Genomic DNA, 26,638 nt, shown 5'->3' with positions numbered 1-26,638 from the left:
CCGCTCCCCTATCGCCCCGATCGCGGTGCGGTTCAACTTCCCGTCAGCGGTCACGTGGAGCGGCGTGGCGCCGCGCCGCGCGTGAAGGATCCAATCCAGGAGAGGACCACGTGAAGACCAGCACGGATGGCAACGTTTCGTTGGTGCAGCTCAGGCGAAAGGAGTCGCTGGTCTCGGCCGACATCGAGCCGCCGGAGATCCTGCTCGAGCGAGCCCTCGCCCTGGCGGTGCCGGCCGCGCGCCCGGCCGCCGCGCCGCGCCCCCACGGCCAGACCCGCGAGCTCACGCGCCGCGGCGTGCTGTGGCTCGGGCAGACGTGCAACCTCCGCTGCCACTTCTGCTACTTCCTCGATCGGATCGAGGACAAGGAGCACCCCGAGCACCCGTTCATGTCGCTGGAGAAGGCGCAGGAGATCTGCCGGACCCTCGTCGAGTTCTACGGGAACAACGCGATCGACATCCAGGGCGGCGAGCCGACCATCTGGCGCGACATCCATGCGCTGATCCGGTACTGCGCCGAGATCGGCCTCGCGCCGACGCTCATCACGAACGCGCTGGTGCTCGACAAGCGCGACAAGGCGCAGCAGTTCAAGGACTCCGGCGTCGCCGACTTCCTTGTCAGCGTCCAGGGGCTCGGGAAGGCGCACGACGTGGCCGTGGGCGTGAGCGGCGCGCACGTGCGCCAGATGCGCGCGCTGAACCACCTCATCGCGCTCGACGTGCCGTTCCGCGTGAACTGCGTGATGTCCAAGCTCGCGGTGCCGCAGCTCCCGGCGATCGCGAAGCTCTCGGTGGAGCTGGGGGCGCGCGCCGTCAACTTCCTCGCCTTCAACCCCTTCGCGGACCAGCGCAAGGAGGGCGCCCGCACCGCGGAGAACGTGCCTCGTTATGGCGACCTGCGGGGCCCGCTCGACGAGGCCCTCGACGTGCTCGCGCAAGCCGGCGTGGAGGCGAACGTCCGGTACCTGCCCCACTGCATCGTCCCCGAGCGCCACTGGCCGTCGGTGTACAACTACCAGCAGCTCTCGTACGACCCGCACGAGTGGGATTTCGCCAGCTGGACCTGGACCAACAAGGGCCCGCAGCGGATGCGGGCCGGCGCGGTGTCGCCGCCCGTTCCGCTCGGCGCGCGGCCGCGCCTCGGCCGGCTCCGGCAGCCGCTCCTCCGCCTGGCGGACGCGATCGACCTCCGGGGCCGGATGCTCCGCGCCGACACGAACCCGCGGCTCGGACCTGTGATGAGGAAGCTGGAAGGGCTGTCCTACCGGCTCCTCCGCCGCCGCGGGGATCGCGACGCCGCCTACCGCCACGACGCGCTGAACCGCGTCGAGCACAACGGCTACCAGAAGGGCGCGGGGTGCCAGCGCTGCGCGCTCCGCGACATCTGCGACGGGTTCCACGGCGACTATGTCGCGATGTTCGGCACCGACGAGGCGCGGCCCGTCGTCGATCGCGCCCCGGTCAGCGATCCTCGCGCGTTCATCAGCGCGCAGGACAAGGTGGCGCCGGCCAGGGGCGAGGCATGACCGTCGCTCCGCCCTCGATCGCGCCCCGGGTCGACGTCCTCGGCGTCCCCGTCACGCGGCTCTCCTTCGAGCAGCTGCTGCGCCGCCTCGACGAGGCCTTGCAGGCGGAGCGCGCCAGGCCCGACTACTACACCTACGTCAACGCGTACTGCGCCACGCTGGCGGCGCGCGAGTCGCCCTACCGCGCCTCGGTTTCCCAGGCCGACGTCGTCTACGCCGACGGCATCGGGGTGGTCTGGGCGGCGCGCCTGCTGGGCGGGCCGTGCCCGGAGCGGATCAACGTGGGCCCCATCGAGCTGGGCCGGATCGTGGACCTCTGCGCCGAGCGCGGGGCCTCGGTCTTCCTGCTCGGCGGCGCGCCCGGGATCGCCGACGAGGTCGCGCGCCGCCTGGCCGCGGAGCGCCCGGGGCTCCGGATCGCCGGCGTTCACCACGGGTACTTCGCCCCCGAGGAGGAGGCGGCGGTGGTCCAGGAGATCAACGGCTCGGGCGCCGCCCTGCTCATCGTCGGCCTCGGCCCGCCCAAGCAGGAGCTCTGGGTGAGCCAGCACCTCGCGGCGCTCCAGGTGCGCGCCACCTGGTGTATGGGGGGGCTGCTGGATCAGGTGGCGGGCGCCGTCGCCTACCCGCCCGAGTGGGTGCGCCGGAACCACGTCCAGTGGCTCTACCGCCTGGCGGTCGAGCCGCGGCGGCTCTGGCGGCGGTACCTGCTCGGCATCCCGGAGTTCATCGGCCGCGTCGTCCACCAGCGCCTTCGTCCGGAGAGACAAGCATGAGCGACCAGCGACCCTTCATCCCCATGGTCTCGCCGCAGGTGGACGAGCCGGACGCGATCGCGGCGCAGATCGCGGACGTCCTGCGCTCGGGGCGGCTCAGCAACGGCGGCCCGCTCGCGGAGGGCTTCGAGCGGGCGATCGCGGCGTTCCTCGGCGTCGAAGAGGCCGTGGCCGTCTCGAACGGCGCCGTCGCGATCAGCCTCGCCATCGAGGCCGCGGCGGTGCGGCGGGGCAGGGCGATCCTCCCGGCCTTCACCTTCATCGCGACGCTCAACGCCGCGGTGCACGCGGGCTTCGAGCCGGTCTTCTGCGACATCGACCCGGAGACCTGGACGCTGGATCCGGGGCACCTGCGCCGCCTGCTCGCGGAGCACGGCGCGACGCTGGTCCTCCCGGTCAACGTGTTCGGCGTCCCGCCCGATCTCGCCGCCATCGCGCGCGAGGCCCGCGGCGCGGGCGCGGCCGTGATCTACGACAACGCTCACGGCATGGGCACCGAGACGGCGAGCCGGGAGGCCGAGGCGCTCCTCACCGCGACGACCTACTCGCTGCACGCCACCAAGGTCCTCGTGGCCGCAGAGGGCGGCGTTGTCGTCTCCCCGGACCGGGAGGTCAGCGCGGCGATGCGCCGGCTGCGCAACCACGGGCTCGCGCAGCCGCTCTCGGCGTCGGTCCCGGGGATGAACGCCAAGCTGGACGAGCTGCGCGCCGCCCTGGCGCTCTCGTCGCTCCGGCGGCTCCCGGAGGCGCTGGCCCGCAGGCGGACGTACCTCGAGCGGCTGCGCGCGGCCCTGTCCCGGCACCCGCAGGTGTACCGCACCCAGCGCATCCCGCCGGGCGTGAGCCCCAACGGGCAGAACCTCGGGGTCGGGTTGATCGACGCCCCGATCGACGACGTCATCGCGGCCTTCGCGCGGCGCGGCGTCGAGGCGCGCCGGTACTTCTACCCGCCCCTGCACGCGCTGGACTGCTTCCCCGCGGGCGCCACCCTCCCGAACACGGACCGCCTCTGCGCGGGCCAGGTCTGCCTGCCCCTGCACGGCCGGATGAGCGAGGAGACGCTCGAGCGCGTCGAGGCCGCCATCCACGGCGTCGCGGAGGAGCTGGAGGCGCGGCGGCTGCTCGCGCGCTCCTCGAGGCCCGCCCTCCTGGGCGCCACGTAGGGGCCGCTCCAGGGATCCGACGCCATGCGCATGGAAGCAGCGTGGGACCGCCTGAGCACCGCGGCCGGCGTGATCGGGCTCATGGCCTTCGCCGTCGCTGCGTTCACCCCGGTCGCCGCGCCGCTCGATCGCTGGATGGCGTCGGCGCCCGACGCCGGGCAGGCCGACGCCGTGGTCGCTCTCGGCGCGGACGTCGATCCGGACGGGCGGCTCCCCGAGGATTCCCTCCGGCGCGCTGTCGAGGCCGTCGCGCTGTACCGTGAGGGGCGAGCGCCGCTCGTGCTGATGCTCGGCAGCCGCAACGGGCCGGCCAGCGAGGCCGAGTCGCGCGCTCGCCTCGCGCAGGGCCTCGGCGTCCCCGCGTCGGCCCTGCTCACGGAGCCGCGAGGGCTGACGACCGCGGTGGAAGCCCAGCGCAGCGCGGAGCTCCTGCTGCCCAGGGGCGCACGGAGGATCCTGCTCGTCACCGGAGCGCACCGCATCGCTCGCGCGCGCCGGCTCTTCGAGCGCGCGGGCTTCGAGGTCCTCGCCGCGCCCGTCCCGGAGGGGTCGCCGGCGTCGAACACCCCGGGGGACCGCCTCTCGGCGATAGGCCGGCTGCTCCAGGAGCTCGCGGCGCGCGCGCTGTCGCGGCTCCGCGGGGAGGTGTAGCCGTGCCGGACGCGCTCTACATCCTGGGCGTCGTCGCCGCCACGTCCTGCGTGATCTATGCGGCGGGGCGCCGCCGGGGGATGCGCGCCGGGCTCCTCCCGGCCGCGCTCCGGCGCGCGATCCGCTGCGTGGGCGTGTGCCTCCTGTTCTGGGGCGGCAACGTCGCCGTCGGGGCGGCGGTGGCCCTGCTGGTGCGCGGCCTCGGGCTGGGTTTCATCTGGCTCTACGTCAACACCGACGTCTCCGTCCTCGTCCTCTCCGCGCTCCAGGCGCTGGCCTTCGAGTCGTGGCGCATCGAGCACGAGCGGGAGCGCGCGGCCAGCGCCTCGCGCGCCGACGATCCTCCCGCAGACCCGGCCGCGCCGGGGCCGGCACACGAGCCCCTGCATCGGGTAAAAGGGGTGAAGCGATGAGCATTGCAGCCGTGGACGAGCGCCCGGTCTCGAGCCGGCGGAGCGACCGGGCGCTGCGCCAGACGGCCGGCTACTACGGGCTCTTCATCTGTCTGGGCCTCATCACGGCGATCACCGGGCCGACCCTGCCGGACCTGGCGCGGCAGACGGGCTCCAGCGTCGGGGACATGGGCTCGCTGTTCCTCGGCGGGGGGGTTGGTTACACGCTCGGTACGCTCTGGGGAGGCAAGCTGTTCGATCGCGTGCACGGGCACAACCTGCTCGGGGGAGCGCACCTGATCGCTGCAGCGTGCCTCGCTGTCATCCCGGCCGTCCCGTGGTTATGGCTCCTTGTGGTCCTGGCGTTCTGCCGGGGTCTCGCGGAGGGGCTCATCAACACGGGCGCGAACGCGCTGCTCCTCTGGACGCACGGGGAGAAGGTCAGCCCCTACATGAACGGGCTGCACTTCTGCTTCGGGCTGGGCGCGTTCGTGTCGCCGCTGCTGGTCGCGCGCATCCCGGGCGCCTGGGGTGGTTACCACGCGGCGTACTGGGCCGTGGCCGCCTTCTCGGCGCTCGTCGCCCTGGGCGTGCTCTCGATGCGACACTGCCCCGAGCCCCAGGAAAAGGCCGGGAAGGACGCCGCAGCGAAGGGCGCGGATCGCGCGCTGCCCCTCCTGCCGGTGCTCGTCGCGGTGCTGTACCTGTTCGCCTACGTCGGCGGGGAGATCTCGTTCGGGAGCTGGATCTACACCTATGCCCTCACGCTGGGCGTCGTCTCGGCGACCGGGGCCGCGTACCTCACCTCGGGGTTCTGGCTCTCGTTCACGATCGGGAGGCTGCTCTCGATCCCGGTGGCGATCCGCTTCACGCCACGCCAGGTCATCCCTGTGGGGCTGGGCGGCTGTCTCGTGCTGTCCGCGATGATGCTGCTCCTGCCGCCCTCGAGCGCGCTCTTGTGGGGTGTCGCGCTCGGGCTCGGGCTCTTCATGGCGCCGCTCTGGCCCAGCGGCTTCACGCTCGTGGGGCAGATCGTGCCGATGACGGCGTTCGTGACCGGGCTCGTGCTGGTCGGCGACAGCCTCGGCGGCATGGTCCTTCCGGCCCTTACCGGCAAACTGATCGAGGGGGCGGGCCTGGAGCGGCTGGCGTACTCGCTGCCGATGCTCGTGTTTGGCAGCCTCGTTGTTTGCGCCTTTTCTTATCTCCTTCTGCTCACCCTCGACAGCAGGCGAGGAGGGGAGGCGCCGCCGGCGAGCGCCGCGCGCGACGGCGCTTCGCCGTGAAGCCTTCGGCGCGGCTCATGGCGCGCGATATCCCTGCGCCGGGTCGCGCAGGGCGCCGCCGATGCCTCCGAGCGCCTCTCCGATCTCCGGCGTCCAGCCCAGCCTGCGCAGCCTTGTCGCGTCGAGGGCGGCGTCCATGGCCAGGAAGCCGGCGAGGGGGCCGTGCGCTGGCAGCGCTTCCGCGAGGCTCCACGAGCCCACGGGGACCCCGGCGGCGTCGCCTATCGCCGCGAAGAGCGCCGCCATGGGCTCGGGCGACGCCTCGGCGGCATGGAATACGCCCCTTGCGTCCGACTCCAGCAGCATCGCGTAAGCCGCCGCCAGATCCCGCACGTGCACGGTGGACCAGCGGTTCTCGCCATCGCCGATAGTACGCGCCACCCCCGCGGCGCGCGCGCCCTGCACCAGGCCCGCCACCGGGCCTCCGCCGTCGCCATAGACGATGGGCGGCCGCACGACCAGGCCGCGGACGCCCTTCGCGCCGAGCACGCGCGACTCAGCCGCCACGAGCCACTCGAGCGCTCCGCCGGGGTTGACGCTCTCCTCCTCCGGCACGGGCACCCGCGAGGAGCGCGCGCGCGGCGCCCCGGTCGTCGTGATGAAGACGCCGCCGCTCATGGCCGAGAGCATCGCCGTGACCGCCGCCTCGTCGGTGGCCGGGCGATCCTCTCCTGTCGTCGCCGCGGTGTGCACAACCCCGTCGCCGGCCGCCGCCGCGCGCGCGAGCACGTCGACCTGCGATAAACTGCCCCAGATCGGCTCTGCGCCAGCGGCCCGCACCTTCGCTGCCGACGCGTCGCTGCGCGCGAGCCCGCGCACCCGGTGGCCGCGCACGACCAGGGCGCGGGCGACCGCAGATCCGATGAAGCCGCTCGCGCCGGTGATGAAAACGTCCATGGTAGCCTCCTCGTGAATCGGTGGCTGAACCATGGCGACGGACCGGGGGGTCCTCCATGTGATAGGGTCCAGCGCTCTTTTGTGATCGTCCAATGCCCGATGTCCTGACAGCGCTGCTCCGCCACGTGCGCATCGAGACCAGCCTCTTCGGCCGCGTCGAGCTGGGCGCGCCGTGGGGGGCCCGTATCGGCCCCCGAGAGATCGTCCTGCTCCACCACCTCCTCGAAGGCGAGATGTGGCTGGAGCTCGGCGACCGAGAGATCCGCGTCGGCCAGGGCGATCTGCTGCTCTTGCCCCACGGCGTCCCGCACTGCCTGAGGTACCGGCCGGGGGCAGCCGTCGTCGATGAGGAGCGCTGGCTCTCGCCTCCTCGGCCGGGCGTGCAGACGGTGCGGCGCCGGCTGGGCGGCGACGGCGCGAGGACGGTGGTGCTCTGCGCTGCCATGCATGTCGCGGGCGCCGGGCGGTCGCTGCTGCTCCGCGCGCTGCCCTCCGTGGTGCTCCTCGAGGGCGGGGCCGGTGAGCCGGTGCCCGGTCTCGGCCGGCTCCTGGACGGCATCCGCGACGAGGTGCGCGGCCGGCGGCCGGGCGCGCCGGTCATGGCCGCGCGCTTCGCGGAGCTGCTCCTCCTGCAGGCCATCCGCGCGGAGCTCGAGCGCCCCGCGCCTCCTGGCTCCTTTCGCGCGGCGCTCGCGGACGAGCGCGTCGCTCGCGCCCTGGACGCGCTCTACCAGGCCCCGGCCCGCGCGTGGACCGTGGCCTCGCTCGCGAGGGAGGCCGGCATGAGCCGGTCGGGCTTCGCCCTCGCCTTCCGCGAGCACGTGGGGGAGGGCCCGCTCCGTCACCTGACGCGCTGGCGCATGGAGCTCGCGAAGGAGACGCTGCGAGAGCGGCCCGGGCTCGCGCTCGCCGAGGTGGCGTCGTCCGTGGGCTACCAGGACGAGGCGGCCTTCAACGTCGCGTTTCGGCGGGAGGTCGGGGTTCCTCCGGGGGCGTACCGTTCCACGGACCGCGAGACGCACTCCTGAGCTGATCCCGCAGCGCCATTGTTCTGAATTTCAGTTCAATGGTGTGCGGAAAATGCAGATTCTCTTCGCTGTGCTGCGCGCCTACACTGGTGCACATGGGTCGAGTGTTCGGCCCGCGCCGCGCCCTGCGGCAAACAGCCTATTTTACTGGAGGAGAACTTATGCGTGAGGAGACGAGACGGGCAGCATTGCGTGCAGCAGCAAGGGTCGCGATGGGAGCGCTGGCCTATGGCGCTCTGGCGGGCTGCAGCGGACGTTACGTCTCTGGCGGGCAGTCGTCACCGCTGGATCCCGACGAGGAGATCCCGGCGGAGGTCGGCGGCGGCGCGACGGCCGGCGGTGCGACGACCGGCGGTGCGACGACCGGAGTCGGGGCGACGACCGGAGTCGGGGCGACGACCGGCGGCGGTGGGGAAGCTTCGACGGGGAGTGGGGTCGTCCCGACGCCCGATGAGGGCGGCGCAGGCGGCGCGGGTGGCGCGGGCGGCGCAGGCGGCGCGGGTGGCGCGGGCGGCGCGCCGCCCATGCCGACCGGGCTCGCGTGCGCCGAGCAGGTGAATCTCGGTGACACGGAGGCTCCCCCTCGCGCGGAGCTCGACTGCTGTCTCGACTACACGGCGCAGCGCGTGCCCGCTCGCGGGGCGGTGTTCTCCGAGGAGCAGCGGGCGGCCCTCGCTGGAGACGCCTCGTTCGTGAACTGCTGCACGGCCCTGATCGTGGGCGTGGGCGCCGACGCGATCTCCTACAGAGACGCCGAGCCCGTCCGGCACGTCTGCTGTTTCGGCAACGTGGTCGCTCCCGAGGCGGAGCTCTATAACGAGAAGTTCTGCACGCCCTGGGGCCCCCCGGTCCCGCCGGCGCTCGACGCCTATGATGCCCCGTCGGAGGTCGCATGAACGCCGCGACGCTCGATCTCCGCGGCGAGGCGCGCGCGCGTGCCTTCGACGTGAGCGGGTATCCCGCGGCGCTGTTCCCGTCGGCGATCCGCACCTGGCATGCGCGGATGGTGAACGAGCACGGGTCGTCGGCCGTGTTCGAGGCGCTCGCAAGCCAGCTCGCCGAGGCGAGCTTCCCGCCGGAGCTCGTCGAGGCGTGCCGGGGCTTCGCCGACGAGGAGCGCCGTCACGGTATCCTCTGCGGCGCTGTGGTCGAGGCCCTCGGCGGGACGGCGACCGCGAGCGTCCCGGAACGCCCGGAGTTCCCCCTGCACCGCGACGCGCCCCCCCGCGCGGCCGCGCTCCGCAACGTGATCCACATCTGCTGCATGAGCGAGACGGTGGCCGTGGCCCTCATCGGCGCGGAGCGGCTGGAGATGCCGCCCGGGCCGCTGCTCGATCTGCTGACGCGCATCTATGCCGACGAGGTCGGGCACGCCCGCTTCGGCTGGCGCCTCCTCGAGCAGGTCGCGCCGGAGCTCTCCTCGGCAGAGCGGCAAGCGGTCGAGCGCTACCTGCCCGTCGCGTTCCGGCACCTCGTGGAGCACGAGCACGCGCACTTGCCGGCCCACGACGCCCCGCCGGACGGGGAGCAGCTCGGGCTGTGCAGCGGCCTGAAAGCCCGGGTGTTGCTCGATGAGACCATCGAGGAGGTCATCCGCCCCGGGCTTCGCCGCTTCTTCGATTGCTGAGCGCAGCCGCAAGAGCATCCGGGGCCAGACCAACGCCCGGAGGGCAACGTGCGCCTAGGCGGGCCGCCAGTCGTCCGCGTGGAGCTGGGGGAACGATATCTTACATGTCCCGGCATCGATGCCAACGATCACGGCCTGGCCGTTTTGATCGAGCAATCCCTCGCGAACGGAGCGGTCCGGCAGCTCGATACGGTATCTCTTGAACGGGACAGGTTGCGGCGGGTCCCCGTCGTCCATGAGCTGAATCCCGACCCATGTCTTGTCCTCCCTGGGCGCAGGAGCTGGCGCGTCGCGCTCGATCAGCTCGGGCGGCGCGAAGGGCGCGCCGGAAGCGACGTACGGCATCCGGTAGGCGTGGAGGCGGCCGTCGAGGAGCGCCTCCCGCAGCCGCGCTCCGAGCGCCCTCGGATCGAGCGCAGGCCCCGCCGACACCGGAAAGCCGAGCGCCTCGCCGATCTCGGCGAGGAGCACCCTGCCCTGGACGCCGTCGGCGAGCCACGCCTCCAGCCGCCACGTCGCTTCCAGCGCAGGAAGGGCCTTGGCCCCGTCTGGCAACGGCGCATCATACCGCCGGGCGATCCACACCTTGTCAGGGAAGCAGCCGAAACCCCAGCGGTCGCGCATCGCGTTCTCGATTCGCCCCTGGCCCATGGCATCACGCCGCGCGGGGGAGAGTCAAGCGCGGGCCAGGAGCGGGTCAGGGCATCGATGCGGGGGCCTGGCCGTCGCGCCCCCCGGTCGCCCCCGCTCCTCACGGCCGTGCGCGCCGGCCCGTTCGCGGCGCTTGAGGGCGCCGCTCGGGCGAGTTACGTTGCTCGACGCATCGCCTGCTCGCGGATGCTCGCTCCGGGATCATGGGATGATCGATGCCCCACCAGCATGTTGTCCGACAGGGAGAGTGCCTCTCGAGCATCGCCCCGAAGTACGGCTTCTCCGACTGGCGCGTCATCTACAACCATCCTGACAACGCCGAGTTCAAGAAGAAGCGCCCCAACCCGAACCTCATCTATCCGGGCGACGTCCTCATCATCCCGGACGCGGCGCCAAAGGAGGTCGAGGTCCCGACGGGCGGGAAGCACGTCTTCACGGTCAAGGTCCCGAAGACGATGCTCCGCCTCCTCCTCGAGGTCGAGGAGCCGTTCGCGTACGAGCTGACGTACCGCGACGTCGTCGTCGCCGGCACGACGGACGGCAAGAGCCCCATCGAGCACCCCATCCCTGCCGACCTGGAGGACGCCGAGCTCGCGGCCTGGCCGGACACGCCGGGCAACGAGACGGCGCGCGCAGGCGGGGTCACCTGGGCGCTGAAGCTCGGGCACCTCGATCCCATCGAGGTCCCGAGCGGCGTCCAGGGGCGCCTCAAGAACCTCGGCTATTTCTCCCGCGAGGTGGACGGCAAGGACGGGCCCGAGCTGGCCAATGCCGTGGCGTGGTACCAGTCGGCGTCGGGGCTGACGCCGACCGGGGTCCTCGACGACGCGACGCGGGCGAAGCTCCTGAAACGCCACGACGGCGCGTGACGAGGAGGAACGAATGGCACAGACGGCCGCGGTCACGATCACCCTCCAGAGGGTCCTCGGCGTCGACGGGTTGCTCGCCGGCGCGAAGAAGCCGTATGCGCTGGGCTTCATCGCCGGGCGGCGCTTCGGGCGCAGCAAGCCGATCCCGGCTGGCGCCAGGGAGGTCGATCTGACGGCGGAGGCGATCCCGTGGAAGCTCGAGGTCGCCGCGAACGGGGCGATCCCGGTCGCCGTCGAGATCTGGGACGATCAGGGCGACGCCGGCTCGAAGCGCCTCGGCGCCGTGACGGGCAGCCTGAGCAGCCCCTACCCGACCCGGGTCCACGAGCTCGGCGGAGGTCCGCTCCTGCGCTGCGATGTGCTCACGCGCGAGGTGCCCGCCGCGCCGGGCGCGGCGCTCGTGCCCCGCGTCGCCGAAGGGGAGAAGACGCGCGCGACGCTGCGCGTACCGAACACCGTGCTCGTCTCCATCACGGAGATCCTGGGGCTTCACGCGCCCATCTCGCCGGGGGCGCCGGGGGTGAAGCGCGCCGAGGCGAGGCCCGGGTACACGAGCCAGGACCACCTCGGCCGGGTGTACCTCAACAGCGACCTCGCCGGGAGCTGGGCCAAGGACAAGCAGCTCATCCAGCTCACCGCCAAGGTGACGATCCAGCGGGGGAAGCTCCCCGCGGGCGCGAAGATCCGGTGGACGGTCGTCGAGCCGGACGACCCGACCAACGACGATCCCGGCTTTCACGCCGCGTGGGGGGCGTACGTCGACAAGAAGGACTATGACGCCGCGGGGGATCACAAGGGCTCGCGCGCAGCCGACAACGAGGGCAAGCCAGCGAAGAGCCCGCCCTGGGAGGCGGTCGCCGGCTTCGCGCTCGCGTCCGCGGCCGCGACCGAGGCGAAGACGACGATCGTCGGCGACGAGAGCAAGGTCGTCTTCCACTGCCCGGACACGGCCGGGGACAACGTCATCCTCCGGGCAGACATCGACGCTGCAACGGACGTGGAGGGGTTCGGCGCCGAGACCGGCATCATGACGATGTGGCACCGGATCCGGGTCGAGTCCGTCCGCATGAAGAGCGCGTTCGCCCTGCCCATGGACGAGGTGCCCGTGCCGTTCGAGCCGTGCTGCGTCCAGCTCGATTGCGAGCCGGAGAGGGAGGTGCCGGACCAGCCGCACATGGCGCCCAAGGACGACGACCTCGAGACCGAGTGCGTGGCCTACGTGAACAAGGTGTTCTCGAACAGGTCGAACCCCGGCTGGTTCTGCGTCATCTCCGCGATGGAGCCGCATCCGCTGCCGATCAAGAAGGGCGAGAAGGTCTTCGAGGGGGACGTCGAGCTGAAGAGCGGCGGCGCGGGCGCCAACCTCTTCGAGTTCTTCGAGGTTCCAGGGACGTTCCCCGACGTGGATTTCGCCGAGCTGACCTCCGGCTCGGAGACGGTCGGCTTCAACCTGTTCAGCGTACAGACCGAGACGACGGCGGCCGGCCCGATCACGCGCTGCTGGATCGTGGAGCACGACGCTCAGCCGGACTTCACGGCGGGCGACGGGTCGATCGCGCATGCGTACAAGGTGCGGTTCAACTACTCGCCCAGGTTCCGGAAGAAGGGCGGCGCCGTGACCCCCGGGGGCTACGGGATGGCCGCGAACGTGAAGGTCAAGCTGTTCAACCCGGGCGCCTTCTACACCGCCGGTATCAGCCCCACCGTGACGGCCAAGGGCAAGGAGTACTTCGCCGGCCGGACCATCATGTTCACGCACCACAGCGGCTACCGCGACGCGGGCACCGGCCTGCCAAAGCCGACGTACCGCGGCCGCATCGTCGGGACCATCGTCCATGAGCTCGTCCACGCGTTCGGTATGCCGCACAAGTGCGGGTACTTCGACTTCCGCGCGCCGCGGGACAAGACGTGCTGCATGAACTACAGGCCCAACTGGATGCTGGACGACAAGCGCAACCTCATCCGGGGGACGTCCGGGAAGACCGGCAGCGACGTCTGCGGCAGGCACCTCAAGGAGGTGAGGCGGGTCCACCTCGAGGACAACAAGGGGCTCGCGTGGAAGTGAGCGCTCCGGACATCACACCTCCGGGCCCGGCCCTCGTGGGCATCGATGTCGAGCCGCAGTATGTGCTCGGCTTTCCGATGTTCGTGGGCATCACGATCGGCAGCGTGCCGCCGGGCGCGTCGCTCATGCGGCTGCCGCTGCCGTCGCCCGCGGCGCTGCGGGGCGCGATAGGCATCAGGCTGTGGCGGCCGGGCGAGGCGGAGCCGTTCTTCGAGGAGGCGCCCACGGCCGTGGTGGACGCCGATCTCTCGGCGCCGAGCTTCCGCCTGCGGGCCGGCGAGGTCCGCCGGCTCCTCGTGGAGATCGCCGAGCTCCTGCCGGACGATCTGGCGGCGGGGGAGGTCGACGGCGTGCTGCTCTACGGAGCCCCGCCGCACGTCGCCGCGAGCGGCCGCGGACGGCTGCGCTTCCGGGAGCCCACGGGCGCGGAGCGCGCGTCGCTCGACGAGCTCCGGCCCGAGGTCGAGGCGGCCGGCTCGTTCGGGCGGTGGCTCCGCCGGCCGCCGTCCGATCCGACCCGGCTCGCGCCCCCCGCCGATCCGGGCGATCCGCTGCGGTATCCGAGGCTCATGAAGTACCTGATCCACGGCCCGGAGGAGCTCGACGCCGTCGACCCGGCGCGGCTCCGCGTGCTCGGCGGCGTGTTCGCGCCCGAGGCGTGCGGGCTCGCCGCCGAGCTTCAGGCCGCGCGAGATCCCGGGGCGTTCGCCGGGTACGCGCAGCAGGTGAAGGCGGCATATCCGGGGCTCGCGGCGTGGATGGACGCGATCGCGGCCGGGCAGAGCGAGATCGCGTGGGCACGGAGCCATCGGTGATGAACAGGATGAGCTCACGAGCGTGCGTCGTTGCCGTGGCCGTGGGGCTCGCGGCGTTCTCGAGCTCCGGTTGCGGTCGCTCCCAGGCGCCGTTGCCCGACCGCGCGGCGCCGGATGTGTCCAGCGCCGCGGAGGCGCCCGGGGTCGCAGCGACGGCGCCCGGGACCGTCACGGAGGCGCCCGAGGTGGCGACCGCGCCCGGGACCGCCGCGCCGCCGGGCACTGCACCCGCTCCCGCGCAGTCCGCGAGCGCTGCGCCGCCCGCGCCGCCCGCGAGCGCTGCGCCGTCCATGAGCGCCGCGGGGCTCAGGAAGCCCTCGCCGGGCGCGCGCGGCCCGCTGCCCAATGCGAAGCCGAAGCTCAAGTGTGGCAGGACGTACTGCAACGCGGCGGGGGAGTGCTTTGCGCCGTCGCCGCCCCAGTGCGAGTGAAGGAGCAAGGGCGCGGGAGAGACTAGCCGCCGCTCTGGCGGGAGCGCGCGATCCCCCGCGGATCACCCGCGCTTCGACCGCTTGCCCTGGGGCGACGGCCCCGCCGGCTCCGGGACCGCGACGGGCGCCAGCGTCTGCCGCGCCAGCTCTCTCGCGTAGGCGAGGCGGTCGGCCGGCGAGCCGAGCGCGCTCAGCCCCTCGTAAAGCCCCGCGAAGAACGTCGGGAAGAAGACCGCCGAGAGCGCCGCCACCACCCGGCGCGACGCCGCCCGCTCGTCGAGCCCGGGGACCGCCGCCTGGACGAGATCGCGCAGGCGCTCCATCACCGGCGCGAAGAGCTTCGGGAAAGGACCGCTGTAGTCGTCCGCGTGAAACGCGTCGTGCAGGAGGGCCCTGCCCACGTTCGGGTACCGCATCCCGCCCTCGAGGTAGTAGCCGAGCAGCCCGCTCAGCGCCTCCAGGGGATCACCCGGCATCCGGGCGAGGAAATCCTCGCTGTCCGACAGCATGTTCCGGATCGACCCCTCGAGCGCCGCCGCGACGAGCGCCTCCTTCGACCGGAAATAGTAGTTCACCGCGGCGATGTTGACGCCGGCCGCCGCCGCGAGCTTCCGCACCGTCAGCTGCCCGATGCCGTGCTTCTCGATCTGATCGATCGCCGCGACCACGAGCCGCTGCCGTGGATCGAGATCGTCCGCAGGGGCGAGGGGGTCACGGTCGTTCATACGATTGTTTGAAACATACCTTGACGATGCGCTTCGCGGGCGTCAATTGTTAAAACAAATGTTTCAATCATATGTTTCGTTGAGCGCCGGAGGTGCACCGATGGTCGATCGGCGGAGGTTCCTCACCCACACGGCGGTCGCGGGGGGCGCGGCGGCGCTCGGGTTCGCGTCGGGCCGCCGCGGGCTCGATCAGGAGGTCGCGTCCGCGCGGTTCCACGGCGACGACACGCTCGGGCAGGGCCAGGCGGCGCCCGTCTGGCACCGGTTCAAGTTCATCGGCCAGCCCGTGATGGACGCGCAGATCGTGTTCTGGCTCGGCCTCGCGTCGATGGGGCTGACCGACGTCGGCGAGGTGCTCGACACCGCGACCCGCATCCGCCCGGGCGACGAGCGGTCGTGGTTCGACCAGTGGCTGGCCACCGCGAAGCGGGTGCAGGGCTACGGCGAGGAGGCGGAGGCCCGCGGCCACGCGCGGAGCGCCGCGTCGCACTTCCTGCGCGCGGGCGCGTACCACCGCGCCGGGCTGATGCGCTACGCGGATCGCTCCGACCCGCGCCTGGTCGAGGCGACGATCGCGGGGCTCGATCTGCACGGGCGGGCGCTCCGCATGCGGGGCTACGACTCCCGGCAAGTCGATATCCCGTACGAGAACGGCGTGCTCTACGGCCGCGTCCATTACGCGCCCGGGGTGGCGCGCGCGCCCGCGATCGTGCTGCAGCAGGGCCTCCACGCGTGGCCCGAGGACACCATGTGGGTCATCGACGGCGCGCTCCAGCGGGGCTACCACGTCCTCTCGTTCCACGGCCCGGGCCAGGGCGCCTCGCTGCGCCTCCACGGGCACCCCTTCCGGCCCGACTGGGAGGTCCCCGTGGGCCGCGTGCTCGACTTTGCCGAGCGCGACGATCGGCTCGACGCCGGCAAGTTCGTCCTGATGGGGCTCTCGTTCGGCGGCTACCTCGCGCCGCGGGCGGCCTCGCGCGAGCGCCGCCTGCGCGCCCTCGTCGCCAACCCGGGCGTCGTCAGCTGGCGCGACGCGATGCTGCGCCACTTCGCGTCGATGCCCGGCCTGCTCGAGCTGCACAGCCGCGGCCCCGCGGCCTTCGACCGCGCCATCGACGCCGCCTCGGTTGTGCTGCCCGACGCGCGCTGGTACTTCGACGACGTGACATGGAAGCACGGCGTCTCGACGCCGCACGAGGTGATCGACGAGCTCCGCAAGTACGACAACGCCGATGGCGTCGCGAACATCCGCTGCGAGACGCTGATCATGGAGGGCAGCGCCGAGGACGCGTCTCCAGGCGAGTCGGAGCGCCTCTACGGCGCGCTCACCTGCCCGAAGCACATGATGGTGTTCGACGCGGGCACGGCGTCGCAGGTCCACTGCCAGGGCGGCAACCAGCTCCTCGCCCAGGCGCGGCTCTTCGACTGGCTCGACGAGCGGGTGGCGCGATGAGGCCGGCCGATCGCGCCGCCGCGCGCTCCACCGACGAACGTCGAAGCGGGGGCCCCTCCCGCCGGAGCGCGCGCACCCCGCGGCTCCTCGCCCTGGCGCCGCTGCTCGCTGTCGTCGCGGTCCTCGCGCCGGGCGCGGCGTGGGCCCAGTTTCCCGATCTCGTGGACCTGAGCGCGCAGTACATGCCGGGCGCCGCGCTCGAGGATCCGCGCCCCGTGCGGGTGCAGGTCTCGTCGTACGAGGTCAACGCCAACGTGCCGATCCCCCTCGGGGAGAGGACGTTCTTGATCCCGGGGGCGACCTACCACGTCGAGGCGGTCTCGTACGCCGGCGCCTCGCCCGGCTTCGACGAGCTCCGGGCCTTCCACGCCGTCGACGTCCCGGTGCTGTTCGTCCAGCTGCTCCCCAACGACTGGTCGCTCTCGCTGCGCGTGGCGCCGGGGCTCGCGGGCGACTTCGAGGCGTTCGACGGCGGGCTCGTCCGCGTCAGCGCGCTCGGGCTCGTGACCCACACGCTCTCGGAGAAGCTCGTCCTCGGCGGCGGCGCGCTCGCGTCGTACAGCTTCGGCTCGTTCCTCCCGCTGCCAGCGGCGTACGTCGACTGGACGCCGAGCCCCCTTTTCCGCGTCGAGGCCTTCCTGCCGGGCTTCGCGGCCGTGAAGCTCCTCTTCTCGGATCGCGTCGAGGTCGGCCTGCGCGCTGACCTGGCGGGGAACGCCTACGCCGTGCGCGACCCCCGTGTCACCGGGGCGTGGCCGTGCGCTGCCCAGCCGGCCGACGACCCGGCGACCGAGCAGGGCGGGCGGGCTGCGCGGCCCGAGCAGTGCATCGATCACATCGCCTACTCGGTCGCGACCGCGGGGGTGACCCTCGGCGTGCGCGCCTTCTCGTCGGTGTGGGTGACCGCCCAGGCGGGACACAGCCTGTTCCGTCGCTACGAGCCGATGAACGACGAGGACGATGGTATCCCCGGAGGCGGGCAGAGCATCCCGAACGTGCTCTTCTTCCGCGCCGGCGTGACGTGGCGCATCCCGAAGAGCTGAAGCCCGACTCACTGCCTGGCGCACCGCGCGAGCGTATAGCCGCACACCGACCGACGGCCGCCCGCCGGACCGTTGAAGACGGCTCGACGCCGGTGCATCCTCCGCCTTATGCGCCCGGGAGAGGTCATCGACAGCCGCTTCCAGCTCGAGCGCGTCGCGGCCTCCGGTGGGATGGGGACGGTCTACCGCGCCGTCGACCGGGCCACGGGGGTGCAGGTCGCGCTCAAGCTCCTCGGCCAGCCCGACCGGAGCGCCGCGCACCGCTTCGAGCACGAGGCGCGGATCCTCGCCGAGCTCGATCACCCGCGGATCGTCCGGCACGTGGCCCACGGCATCACCCCCGACGGGGTGCCCTACCTCGCCATGGAATGGCTCGAGGGGGAGAGCCTCGCGCAGCGCCTCGCCCGGCAGAAGCTCGATCTCGAGGAGAGCCTCGCCCTGCTCCGCGCGGCCGCCGAGGCGCTCGGGGCGGCGCACGCGCGGGGCATCGTCCACCGCGACGTCAAGCCGAGCAACCTGCTGCTCGTCGGCGGTGAGGTCGCCGGCCTCAAGGTGCTCGATTTCGGCATCGCCCGGATGAAGCGCACCATCGGCGCGCTCACGCAGACCGGCTCGGTGATGGGGACCCCGGGCTACATGGCCCCGGAGCAGGCCACCGGCGAGCGCGACCGCCTCGACGCGCGGGCCGACATCTTCTCGCTCGGCGCCGTGCTCTTCGAGTGCCTCACGGGCAGGCCCGCGTTCCAGGGCCAGCACGTGATGGCCCTCCTCGCGAAGCTCCTCATGGAAGACCCCCCGCGCGTCCGGAACCTCCGGCCCGAGGTGCCGCAGGAGCTCGACGAGTTCGTCGCCCGCATGCTCGCGAAGGACCCGGAGCAGCGGCCGCGCGACGGCTCGGCCGTCCTCGACGCGCTCGACGCCCTCGAGCGAGACCCGACGAGCGGCCTGGCCGCGCCCCCCGTCCTGTACGAGGCGATCACGGCGTGCGAGCTCCGGCTGCTCTCGCTGGTGGCCGCGAGGGAGCCGCGCTTCTCGGCCTGCGACAGCGCGGCCAGCACGCTCGTCGCCGCGGCGCCGAGCGACCTCACGAGGAAGCTCTACACGAGCGCGCAGCCGTTCGGGGCGCGCGTGGACGCGCTCGCCGACGGGACGATCGTGCTCTCGATCGCCGGCGTGGGCGACGCCGCCCTGCAGGCCGCGCGCGCGGCGCGGTGCGCCCTGAAGCTCGGCGAGCTCGTGCCGGAGGCCTCCGTCGTGCTCACGACCGGCCGCGCCGAGCACACCGGCAGCCTCCCGGTCGGCCCGGTCATGGACCGCGCGGCCGCGCTCCTCGCCCTCGCGGAGCGCGACGCGCGCCCGGAGCGGACGCCCGCGCCCGTGTGGATCGACGACGTGACGCGGGCGCTGCTCGACGCGCGGTTCGAGATCGAGCCGGCGCGGCCCGGCTCGTTCTTCCTGCTGCAGGAGCGCGAGGTCGGCCGGTCGGCGCGGACGCTCCTCGGGAAGCCGAGCCCCTACGTCGGCCGCGACAGGGAGCTCCGGAACCTGCGCGAGCTCCTCGAAGACAGCTTCAGCGGGCCCGAGCCCCGCGCCATCCTGATCACCGGGCCGCCCGGGATCGGCAAATCCCGCCTGCGGTACGAGCTCATCGAGATCCTGCGGGAGCGGCACCCCGAGCTCACCGTCGCGGTCGGCCGCGGCGACTCGCTGAGCGCGGGCTCGCCGTTCTCGCTCCTCGGCTCCGCGCTCCGGGGCGCGGCCGGGATCACCGGCGGCGAGCCCGCCCCGGCGCAGCGGGAGCGGCTCCTCTCGCTGGTCGCCCGCGCCCAGGCGCTGACGCCGGGCGAGAGGACGAGGATCGCCGCGTTCCTCGGCGAGATCGTCGGCACGCCGTTCCCCGGCGAGGCCGATCCGAGCTTCCTCGCGGCGCGGCAGAGCCCGGCCCTGATGGCCGACCAGATCCCGCTCGCCTACCTCGACTTCATGGAGGCGGCGTGCGCGGCGGGGCCCTACCTGCTCGTGCTCGAGGACATCCAGTGGGGCGACGCGGCGTCGCTCAAGCTGATCGGGCGGGCCCTCCGGGAGCTCCGCGACCGGCCCTTCGCGGTGCTCTACCTGGCGCGGGTCGAGGTGCGGAAGGTCTTCCCCGTCCTCTGGGAGGGCAGCGAGGTCCACGAGATCACGCTCGGCGCGCTGCCGCGCCGCGCGGCCGAGGAGCTCGTGCGGCAGATGCTCGGCGACGGGCTCCCGCCCTCCGAGGTCGCGCGGCTCGTCGAGCGCGCGAGCGGCAACGCCTTCTACCTGGAGGAGCTCATCCGGGCGGTCGCGGAGGGGCGCGCGGACAGGCTGCCGGAGACGATCCTGGGCATGGTCGAGGCGCGGCTCGAGGCCATCCCCGCGGAGGCGCGGCGGCTGCTGCGGGCGGCGAGCGTCTTCGGCGAGGCGTTCTGGAAGACCGGGGCGCTCGCCCTGCTCGGCGACGCCGGCGGGTCGACGCTCGCGGTCGACTGGCTGCCCTGGATGCTCCAGCGCGAGCTGCTCGAGCGCCGCGAGCAGAGCCGCTTCTCGGACGAGGAGGAGTACGCGTTCCGGCACGCGCTCATCCGCGACGGCTGCTACGCGATGCTCCCGGACCACGATCGCGCGCTCGGGCACCGGCTCGCCGCCGAGTGGCTCCTGCAGGCGGGAGAGCACGACGCCAAGGTGCTCGCCGAGCACTTCGAGCGGGGCGGCGAGCCGCGGCTCGCGGTGGAGTTCTACCTGCACGCGGCGGAGCAGGCGCTCGCCGGGAGCGACCCGGCCGCCGCGCGTGCGCTCGCGGACCGGGGGCTCGCCCTCGGCGCGGAGCGGGACGTCGAGGCGGTGCTCCGCGGGATCCGGGAAGGGGCGTCCCGCGCGCTGGGCGCCGGGGGCGACCCGCTCTCGTCGCGCTCGTGAGCGCTCAGGGAGGCCGCTTCCGAGGCCGCGGGATGCCGTCGGGCTCGTCGTGGCGAGCCGCTGTGGTGCCGAACCACTGGGAGCTGGGTCTCGGCGAGGCGACGGACCTTGCATTGAAGGAGCGCGAGCCCTCCGCTACTATCCCGTCGATGAAGTTTTCTGTGTTCCTGCTCGGCTGAGCGCCGCATCCCGGCGCTCATTCGTCGTCCGCGTCGTGCGCGGTCGTGTGCCTTGAGCTGGAACAACAGGAGATTTCAGATGCCTCATCATGATGTCGCGCTGTCCGCAGCGCAGATCGAACAGTTCGTCCACGATGGCTTCGTTCGGATCGACGAAGCTTTCCCGCGTGAGCTCGCCGACGCATGTCGTCGCGTCTTGTGGCTCGCCACCGGGTGTGCGGAGGATGCGCCCTCCGCCTGGACACGCCCCGTCGTGCGTATCGGCGAGATCCCGAACCCACTCTTCCGTGAGGCGGCCAACACACCGAGGCTGCACGCGGCCTACGACGCGCTCGTGGGGCCTGGACGCTGGATGCCTCGCGGCAGCCTCGGCACGTTCCCGATCCGCTTCCCCTCGCCAGACGATCCGGGCGACTGCGGCTGGCACATCGATGTGAGCTACGGAACGGAGGGCGAGCCGGACTTCCTCAAGTGGCGGGCCAACGTGGCGTCGAAGGGGCGCGCGCTCCTCATGCTCTTTCTCTTCTCCGACGTCGGTGACCAGGATGCACCGACGCGTCTTCGCGTGGGTTCGCACTTCGACATCGCGCGAAGGCTCGAACCTCACGGAGCGGAGGGGCTGACCCTCGGCGAGCTCGCCAGCACCGACTTCGCCGAGTCGTCGCACCGCCCCGAGGCCGTCGCGACTGGACCGGCTGGCACGGTGTACCTGTGTCACCCGTTCCTCGTTCACGCGGCGCAGCCCCTCCTGCGTGGCGACCGGCCTCGATTCCTCGCGCAACCTTCCTTGCTGCCGAGGGAACCGCTCGACCCGTGGCGCGACGACGCCTCTCCGGTCGAGCGTGCGATTCGGATGGTGCTCGCTCGCTCCTGAGGGCCTGTCCCCGACCCACGGCGCGCTCAGCTTTGCCTCCCGCCGTCACTCCACCAGGATCGTGCCCAGGTTGTACCAACCGTCCGGCTCGCGGCCCTCGATCGCGAGCCGGATGGCCGGTGCCTTGGTGCGCGGGTCGAGCAGCGCGAGGCGCAGCGCGTGGGGACCGGGCTGGAGGCCCGCTGGCACGCGCAGCTCGCCCTCCCAGGTGGTGTCCCCGGGCAGCAGCGTCCGCGCGTCGAGCGGCACCTCCGCCACGCCCGCCCCTCCCTCGGCGCGGAGCTCGAGCGCGATCTTGAAGGGGCGATAGACCGGAGCCACGCCCGCGTTCTGCCACCACAGCTTGAGCTTCATCGGCCCGCTCGCCTTCACCTTCTTCGGGTGCTCCAGCCGGCGCAGGATCAGCCGGTAGCCCAGCCGGCGGGCGAACTCATCGAACTTTCGCTCCCATTGCGGTGGGATCGCCGACGATTTCAGGTTGATCGTCGAGGCGTGCCAGGCCAGAGCCCGGTCGAGGATATAATCGACGTCCCAGCCCGCGGCGAGCCAGTCGCCCACCACGCCGCAGGTCTCCAGCGACACCGGCCCGCGGCGCCAGGCCTCGCGCACCGCCGGGCGCGCGACGAGCTCCGGATAGGAGTCCAGCATGTGGGACCAGTTGACGTTCGGCTCGGAGGAGCGCATGTCTCCCCAGCAATCGAGGCGCCAGCCGGCCCCCTTGCCCACGGCGTAATCGATGACGCCGGGCTGGTCATTGACGAGCAGCGGGGTCCTCTTGAACGCCTTGAAATAGATGTCGATGAGCTTCCGCTCGGTCGCCGCGGGGGGAGCGTAATCGCTCCAGCCCTCACCCCAGTAGCCGATGGAGGCGATGTCGACGCTGTCCAGATCGGGGTGACCGTCATAGCGTTTGCCGGCCGCGGCCACGAGGGTGCCCCAGTGCTTCAGGTAGAGCGGGTCGGTGTAATCAGGTTCCCAGATCTTGCCGGTCTTCTCGTCCGTCTCCTTGTTCGCGCGCCGCGCGCCCGAGGTCCGGTACCACTCCGGCAGCGGGTGATCGCGGTCGTAGGGCATGAGGCGGATGGCCAGGGTCTGGCCGTGGCGGCGCGCCTCCTCCAGCGCGAGATCGAGGATCTCCCAGCGGATCTTGCCGCGCTCCGGCTCCAGCGTCACCCAGTGCCAGCGCAAGTAGGCCACCGAGCTGTCGGGGAATTGGGGCTTCACCGCGAGGTCGGGGAGCTTCGCGGTGGGGCCGGCCTCCGACCAGTTCGGGCCGGTGAGGCCGGGGTTCAACGCCTGGCCATTGAAGCGCTGGAACGTCTGGATACCCATGCCCGGGTTGACGAGGACGTCTTGCAGGACGCGCGGGCGCACCGTGATTGTGGGCGCATCGGACACCGGCGGCTTGCCGAGCGTCCATTTCGGTCGAACCAGCGTGGCGGCCGGCTCAGGCGCGATGGAAGCGGCCGGCTCAGGCGTGGTGGAAGCGGCCGGCGCGGGCGCGGTGGAAGCGGCCGGTGCGGGCGTGGTGGAGGTGGCCGGCGTGGGCGCGGAAGCGGACGCGGGTGGGGGTGCGCAGCCGGGGGTCACGGCCTGGAGGGCGAGGGCGCCGGCGAGCGTGGCGAGGAGCGAGCGGTGGCCGCGCCAGGGGCGCGCCTGGGCGGGAGCGGGAATCGGGTGTCGCACGCTCTGTATTCTACTACACGGGCGCAGCCCAGCTTCCGGGAGTCGTACATGCGGGGCTGGGACACCGATCACGTTGATCTGGCGTGAAATCAACCGCTACGGACGCCCCAATTCGTGTCCTCTTCTTGGCGTCCGTGGCGCGCTTGGCGGTTCGAAATTCTGCTCGTGTCAGGTGGGTTCAACCCGTCTGTCGCTCCAGCTGCTTGATTCGTCCCCGGGAGTCGTCCGGCACCCACCTCGGCTCGCGGCCAGCGTCCCGCCGCTCAGGGAGGCCGCTTCCGCGGCCGCGGGATGCCGTACTCGTCGATGCGGTTGATCAGCGTGCGCAGCGAGACGCCGAGGAGCTTGGCGGCGCGCGTCTGGTTTCCCGCGGACCGCTCGAGGGCCTCGACGACGCGCTGTCGGTCGGCGGCCTTCATCTCGAGCCGGAGCCTCGCCAGGGCGTCGCCGCTCGGCGGCGGTGCGTCGGCCGGCGGCAGCCCGGTGCCGCTGGGCGGAGGCGGCGGCAGCGCGGCGCGGCCCGACGGGGGGGCGTCGCCGCTCGACAGGGGCGCGGCGCGGCCCGACGGGGGTGCGTCGCCGCTCGACAGGGGCGTGGCGCGGCTCGACGGGGGCGCGGCGCCGCTGGGCGGCAGCGCGGCGCCGCTGGGCGGAAGCACGCCGCTGCTGAGCGGCAGCGCGGCGCCGCTGGGCGGCGGCGGGGGGATGGTGCCGCTGGGCCGCGACGCGGCGCCGCTCGACGGGGGAGCCGCGCCGTTCATCAGGTGCGGCGGCAGATCGGCGGGCAGGACCAACTCCCCCGCGCACAGGACCGCCGCGCGCTCGATCACGTTGCGCAGCTCGCGCACGTTCCCCGGCCAGCTGTACGCCTCGAGGGCGGCGAGCGCCTCCGGCGAGATGCGCGGCGTGCCGCGCTGGTCGAGCTGCCGGCACGCCTCCTCGAGGAACCTCCCGGCGAGCGGGCCGATCTCGGCGATCCGCTCGCGCAGCGGCGGGACGACCAGGGAGATGCCGTTCAGCCGGAAGTAGAGGTCCTGGCGGAAGGCGCCGCGCGCGATCTCCGCCTCGAGATCGCGGTTGGTCGCCGCCACGAAGCGGAGGTCGAGCCGGCGGGGGGTGCGGCCCCCGATGCGGAGCACCTTCCGGTCCTCGAGGACGCGGAGCAGCTTCGCCTGGAAGGCGAGGGGCAGCTCCCCGATCTCGTCGAGGAACAGCGTGCCGCCGTGGGCCGCCTCGAGGAGGCCCGGGCGCGCGTGGCTGGCGCCCGTGAAGGCGCTCTTCTCGTGGCCGAAGAGCTCGCCCTCGAGGAGCGACGGCGGCAGCGCGGCGCAGTTCAGCTCGAGGTAGGGCCCGCTCGACCGCGGTGAGCGCGCGTGGAGGGTCCGGGCGAGCACCTCCTTGCCCACCCCCGTCTCGCCCAGGATGAGCACGCTGATGGGGCTCCGCGCGGCGCGGGCGGCCTGCTCGTAGAGCGCCAGCATCGCCGGGGCCAGCAGCACGATGTCAGCGGGCGGCTTTCCGCGGTCGGGCTCCTCGGCCGCCCCGCCGGGCGCGCGGCCGACGACGACGGTGGTCGCGCCGAGGTTGAAGCGCTCGCCGACGCCGACCTCCGCGCTCTCTCGCGAGAGGCGCCGCAGGCGGTGCGTGCGCGCCGTCAGCGCGCGGGCCTGCTGCTCGCCGACGAAGGTGCCGTTGGCGCTCCCGAGGTCCTCGATCCGGAGCGGCGGGCCGACGTGGAGGAGCGCGTGCCGGCGCGACACCGAACGATCGTCGATCCGCACGTCGCACCCCTCGTCGCGGCCGAGGACGACGCGGCCGTGGGGCGGCAGCGGAGCGAAGGTGATCGTATTGCCGGCCACGATCGCGAGCCGGAGCGTCGTCGTGCAGGAGCCCCGCACATCGCTGCCGGGAAAGCCTTCGTCCACGAGCACATCCTACGCGGCGCCGCGCGCCGCCGTACGTTGGTTTGGCGTTGGTTTGCACGAATCATGCAAAACCGTGCAGCGCGCCGGGGCCGCGCGGGCCATCGCGCGGCCGATCGTGCAGGCGGGTGCACGATCGGCGCACCGGCCCGCCGGCGCTCTCGCGCAGCGGCGCCGCGAATCGCTGGGTCCGCTGCCCGGCACGCCTCCTGCTGTCCATGAATTCGGGCGCTCGCGAGCGTCGATGGCGACCTCAGCGACGGCGCGCGAAGGCGCGCCCGAGCGGGCTCTGCAGCGGCACGACCCGCCCCCTACAGATCACGGATCAGGAGCGAGCATGTGCACCGAGCATGGATTTTTTAATCGCAGGCGCCTTCTCCAGGGGCTGGGTCGTACGGCGGCGGCGGCCGCGCTCGCGCCGGCGGTCCTGTCGGCCAAGGTGGCTGAGGCTTACGCACAGACGACGTACGAGCATCTCGTCCCTGGGCGGCCCGAGGGTGTCGGCCTGTGCTCGGAGCGCATCGAGGACGTCTTTGCGCGCGTCCAGCGCCGGGTGACCGACGGCCTGTTCCCGGGCGCGGTCGCCCTGGTAGCGCGGCGGGGGAGGATCGTCGGGCACCGGGCGTTCGGCTCCCGGGTCCGCGGCGCGGACGAGCCGATGACGCTCGACACGCTGTTCGACCTGCTCTCCATCACCAAGGTCCTCGCGACGGCGACGTCGGCGATGATCCTCGCGCAGGACGGCGTGCTGCGGATGAACGATCGGGTGGCCGACTTCATCCCGGAATTCGCGGCCAACGGCAAGGCGGCCATCACGGTGCGCGACATGCTCCGGTACACGGCTGGCTTGCCGCTGGACAGCCAGTTCCTGGACGATCCGGACGCCGAGCGCGTCTGGCAGCGCATGGCGGAGGCGCCGCTCGAGTACGTCCCTGGCACGCAGGTGCTCTACAGCGATCTCACCTACCGCCTCCTGGGGCGGGTGATCGAGGTCGCCTCGGGCATGGATCTCGACGCCTTCGCGAAGGCGCGCATCTGGGGCCCGCTCGGCATGAGCGACACGACCTTCAACCCGTCGGGGGCGCTCATCTCGCGGACCGCGGCGACGGGCTACTCCGAGCTCCGGGGGAGGATGTGCCGCGGCGAGGTGCAGGACGAGCAGGATCACGCGCTCGGCGGGATCGCCGGCTGTGACGGCGTCTTCTCGACGGCGCGGGACATCGCGGTGTTCTGCCAGATGATCCTGAACGGCGGCAGGTACGGCGGCGTCCGCGTCCTGAGCCGCCAGGTCGCCGCCGCGATGGTGAGCAACCAGACGCCCGAGGTGAGGGCGTCGGAGACCGACGTGTCGCCGATAACGAATCTCCTGATGACGCCCAAGGGGTATGGCTGGGAGCTCGCGACCCACCGCTTCTCCAACGGCGGGTCGCGCCTCTCGAGCGGCTCTTACGGCAAGGCGGGCGGCACCGGGTGTTTCCTGTGGATCGATCGCCGCCGCGAGCTGATCGGGGTCATCTTGACGAACCACGGCTTGCCGACGCCGTTCGATGAGATCGGCTGGAACCGGATGCTCGACGCGGTCGGGAACGGGGAGTTCTTCGACGGGATCGTCAACGCCGTCATCGACGACTGAGCCCGGCGT

23 protein-coding genes are annotated in these 26,638 nt (G+C 72.6%); 18 read left to right on the top strand and 5 right to left on the bottom strand.

Translation table 11 applies throughout. The features are described from left to right. Window positions 1-110 precede the first annotated feature (110 nt). The 6 genes from WME79_RS36530 to WME79_RS36505 are packed head-to-tail and all read left to right on the top strand — an operon-like array spanning window position 111 to window position 5,794. Window positions 111-1,526, top strand: coding sequence for a radical SAM protein (locus tag WME79_RS36530; RefSeq protein ID WP_437524609.1), 1,416 nt, complete (start codon window positions 111-113; stop codon window positions 1,524-1,526). Further along, entirely contained in the window at window positions 1,523-2,302 is a 780-nt protein-coding gene (locus tag WME79_RS36525; protein WP_437524607.1) for a WecB/TagA/CpsF family glycosyltransferase, read from the top strand. Before WME79_RS36530 ends, WME79_RS36525 begins: the two co-directional genes overlap by 4 nt. Further along, a complete protein-coding gene (locus WME79_RS36520; protein ID WP_437524604.1) occupies window positions 2,299-3,465 on the top strand; it encodes a DegT/DnrJ/EryC1/StrS family aminotransferase in 1,167 nt (388 codons plus the stop codon). Before WME79_RS36525 ends, WME79_RS36520 begins: the two co-directional genes overlap by 4 nt. A gap of 24 nt (window positions 3,466-3,489) precedes the next feature. Continuing rightward, window positions 3,490-4,116 carry a YdcF family protein gene (locus WME79_RS36515; protein ID WP_437524601.1) on the top strand — a complete coding sequence of 209 codons (627 nt, stop codon included), beginning with the start codon at window positions 3,490-3,492 and terminating at the stop codon, window positions 4,114-4,116. Window positions 4,117-4,118: 2 nt separating this feature from the next. After that, the gene (locus WME79_RS36510) at window positions 4,119-4,529 is read left to right on the top strand and encodes a hypothetical protein (RefSeq protein ID WP_437524598.1); all 411 of its coding nucleotides are present in this window, start codon (window positions 4,119-4,121) and stop codon (window positions 4,527-4,529) included. After that, the gene (locus WME79_RS36505) at window positions 4,526-5,794 is read left to right on the top strand and encodes an MFS transporter (protein WP_437524595.1); all 1,269 of its coding nucleotides are present in this window, start codon (window positions 4,526-4,528) and stop codon (window positions 5,792-5,794) included. Before WME79_RS36510 ends, WME79_RS36505 begins: the two co-directional genes overlap by 4 nt. Window positions 5,795-5,809: 15 nt before the next feature. Here WME79_RS36505 and WME79_RS36500 read toward each other — a convergent pair whose 3' ends face one another. Then, window positions 5,810-6,691 (bottom strand): NAD-dependent epimerase/dehydratase family protein, encoded by an 882-nt coding sequence (locus tag WME79_RS36500; protein WP_437524592.1) that lies wholly within the window; start codon window positions 6,689-6,691, stop codon window positions 5,810-5,812. Between the two features lie 92 nt (window positions 6,692-6,783). Between WME79_RS36500 and WME79_RS36495 the strand changes: the two genes are divergently transcribed. The 3 genes from WME79_RS36495 to WME79_RS36485 all read left to right on the top strand — a co-directional run bounded on the left by WME79_RS36495 (window position 6,784) and on the right by WME79_RS36485 (window position 9,346). Beyond that, the gene (locus tag WME79_RS36495; protein WP_437524590.1) at window positions 6,784-7,719 is read left to right on the top strand and encodes an AraC family transcriptional regulator; all 936 of its coding nucleotides are present in this window, start codon (window positions 6,784-6,786) and stop codon (window positions 7,717-7,719) included. 212 nt (window positions 7,720-7,931) lie between these two features. Next, window positions 7,932-8,615 carry a hypothetical protein gene (locus WME79_RS36490; RefSeq protein WP_437524587.1) on the top strand — a complete coding sequence of 228 codons (684 nt, stop codon included), beginning with the start codon at window positions 7,932-7,934 and terminating at the stop codon, window positions 8,613-8,615. Beyond that, on the top strand, window positions 8,612-9,346 hold the full coding sequence (locus WME79_RS36485; protein ID WP_437524584.1) for a ferritin-like domain-containing protein: 735 nt from the start codon (window positions 8,612-8,614) through the stop codon (window positions 9,344-9,346). The genes WME79_RS36490 and WME79_RS36485 overlap by 4 nt, the downstream gene beginning before the upstream one ends. A 54-nt stretch (window positions 9,347-9,400) precedes the next feature. On the opposite strand, the gene WME79_RS36480 is transcribed toward WME79_RS36485, so the two are convergent. Continuing rightward, entirely contained in the window at window positions 9,401-9,997 is a 597-nt protein-coding gene (locus tag WME79_RS36480) for a hypothetical protein (RefSeq protein ID WP_437524581.1), read from the bottom strand. Window positions 9,998-10,212: 215 nt separating this feature from the next. On the opposite strand from WME79_RS36480, the gene WME79_RS36475 reads away from it, so the two are divergent. The 4 genes from WME79_RS36475 to WME79_RS36460 are packed head-to-tail and all read left to right on the top strand — an operon-like array spanning window position 10,213 to window position 14,177. Next, the gene (locus tag WME79_RS36475) at window positions 10,213-10,866 is read left to right on the top strand and encodes a peptidoglycan-binding protein (RefSeq protein ID WP_437524579.1); all 654 of its coding nucleotides are present in this window, start codon (window positions 10,213-10,215) and stop codon (window positions 10,864-10,866) included. A 13-nt stretch (window positions 10,867-10,879) separates the two neighbouring features. Further along, window positions 10,880-12,931 carry a hypothetical protein gene (locus WME79_RS36470; protein WP_437524577.1) on the top strand — a complete coding sequence of 684 codons (2,052 nt, stop codon included), beginning with the start codon at window positions 10,880-10,882 and terminating at the stop codon, window positions 12,929-12,931. Continuing rightward, window positions 12,922-13,746, top strand: a complete 825-nt coding sequence (locus WME79_RS36465; protein ID WP_437524574.1) for a hypothetical protein — start codon at window positions 12,922-12,924, stop codon at window positions 13,744-13,746. Before WME79_RS36470 ends, WME79_RS36465 begins: the two co-directional genes overlap by 10 nt. Window positions 13,747-13,754: 8 nt before the next feature. Next, on the top strand, window positions 13,755-14,177 hold the full coding sequence (locus WME79_RS36460) for a hypothetical protein (protein WP_437524571.1): 423 nt from the start codon (window positions 13,755-13,757) through the stop codon (window positions 14,175-14,177). Between the two features lie 62 nt (window positions 14,178-14,239). On the opposite strand, the gene WME79_RS36455 is transcribed toward WME79_RS36460, so the two are convergent. Further along, a complete protein-coding gene (locus WME79_RS36455) occupies window positions 14,240-14,902 on the bottom strand; it encodes a TetR/AcrR family transcriptional regulator (protein ID WP_437524568.1) in 663 nt (220 codons plus the stop codon). 100 nt (window positions 14,903-15,002) lie between these two features. Between WME79_RS36455 and WME79_RS36450 the strand changes: the two genes are divergently transcribed. The 4 genes from WME79_RS36450 to WME79_RS36435 all read left to right on the top strand — a co-directional run bounded on the left by WME79_RS36450 (window position 15,003) and on the right by WME79_RS36435 (window position 21,388). Next, a complete protein-coding gene (locus WME79_RS36450; RefSeq protein WP_437524565.1) occupies window positions 15,003-16,355 on the top strand; it encodes an alpha/beta hydrolase family protein in 1,353 nt (450 codons plus the stop codon). Beyond that, window positions 16,352-17,398 carry a DUF6268 family outer membrane beta-barrel protein gene (locus WME79_RS36445; protein WP_437524562.1) on the top strand — a complete coding sequence of 349 codons (1,047 nt, stop codon included), beginning with the start codon at window positions 16,352-16,354 and terminating at the stop codon, window positions 17,396-17,398. The genes WME79_RS36450 and WME79_RS36445 overlap by 4 nt, the downstream gene beginning before the upstream one ends. Before the next feature lie 108 nt (window positions 17,399-17,506). After that, window positions 17,507-20,335: a serine/threonine-protein kinase gene (locus WME79_RS36440; RefSeq protein WP_437524559.1), complete on the top strand. Its 2,829-nt coding sequence runs from the start codon at window positions 17,507-17,509 to the stop codon at window positions 20,333-20,335. 258 nt (window positions 20,336-20,593) lie between these two features. Continuing rightward, the gene (locus WME79_RS36435; RefSeq protein WP_437524556.1) at window positions 20,594-21,388 is read left to right on the top strand and encodes a phytanoyl-CoA dioxygenase; all 795 of its coding nucleotides are present in this window, start codon (window positions 20,594-20,596) and stop codon (window positions 21,386-21,388) included. A 45-nt stretch (window positions 21,389-21,433) separates the two neighbouring features. On the opposite strand, the gene WME79_RS36430 is transcribed toward WME79_RS36435, so the two are convergent. Continuing rightward, on the bottom strand, window positions 21,434-23,074 hold the full coding sequence (locus WME79_RS36430; RefSeq protein WP_437524553.1) for a DUF4832 domain-containing protein: 1,641 nt from the start codon (window positions 23,072-23,074) through the stop codon (window positions 21,434-21,436). A gap of 263 nt (window positions 23,075-23,337) precedes the next feature. After that, window positions 23,338-24,999 carry a sigma 54-interacting transcriptional regulator gene (locus WME79_RS36425; RefSeq protein WP_437524550.1) on the bottom strand — a complete coding sequence of 554 codons (1,662 nt, stop codon included), beginning with the start codon at window positions 24,997-24,999 and terminating at the stop codon, window positions 23,338-23,340. Window positions 25,000-25,333: 334 nt separating this feature from the next. Between WME79_RS36425 and WME79_RS36420 the strand changes: the two genes are divergently transcribed. Continuing rightward, window positions 25,334-26,629: a serine hydrolase domain-containing protein gene (locus WME79_RS36420; RefSeq protein ID WP_437524547.1), complete on the top strand. Its 1,296-nt coding sequence runs from the start codon at window positions 25,334-25,336 to the stop codon at window positions 26,627-26,629. The last annotated feature ends 9 nt before the right edge of the window (window positions 26,630-26,638 follow it).

The sequence above is a fragment of the Sorangium sp. So ce726 genome (assembly GCF_051521405.1).
GTDB lineage: Bacteria > Myxococcota_A > Polyangia > Polyangiales > Polyangiaceae > Sorangium.
Note: the sequence above shows the minus strand (reverse complement) of the source record. Positions and strands in the feature narration are given on the sequence as shown.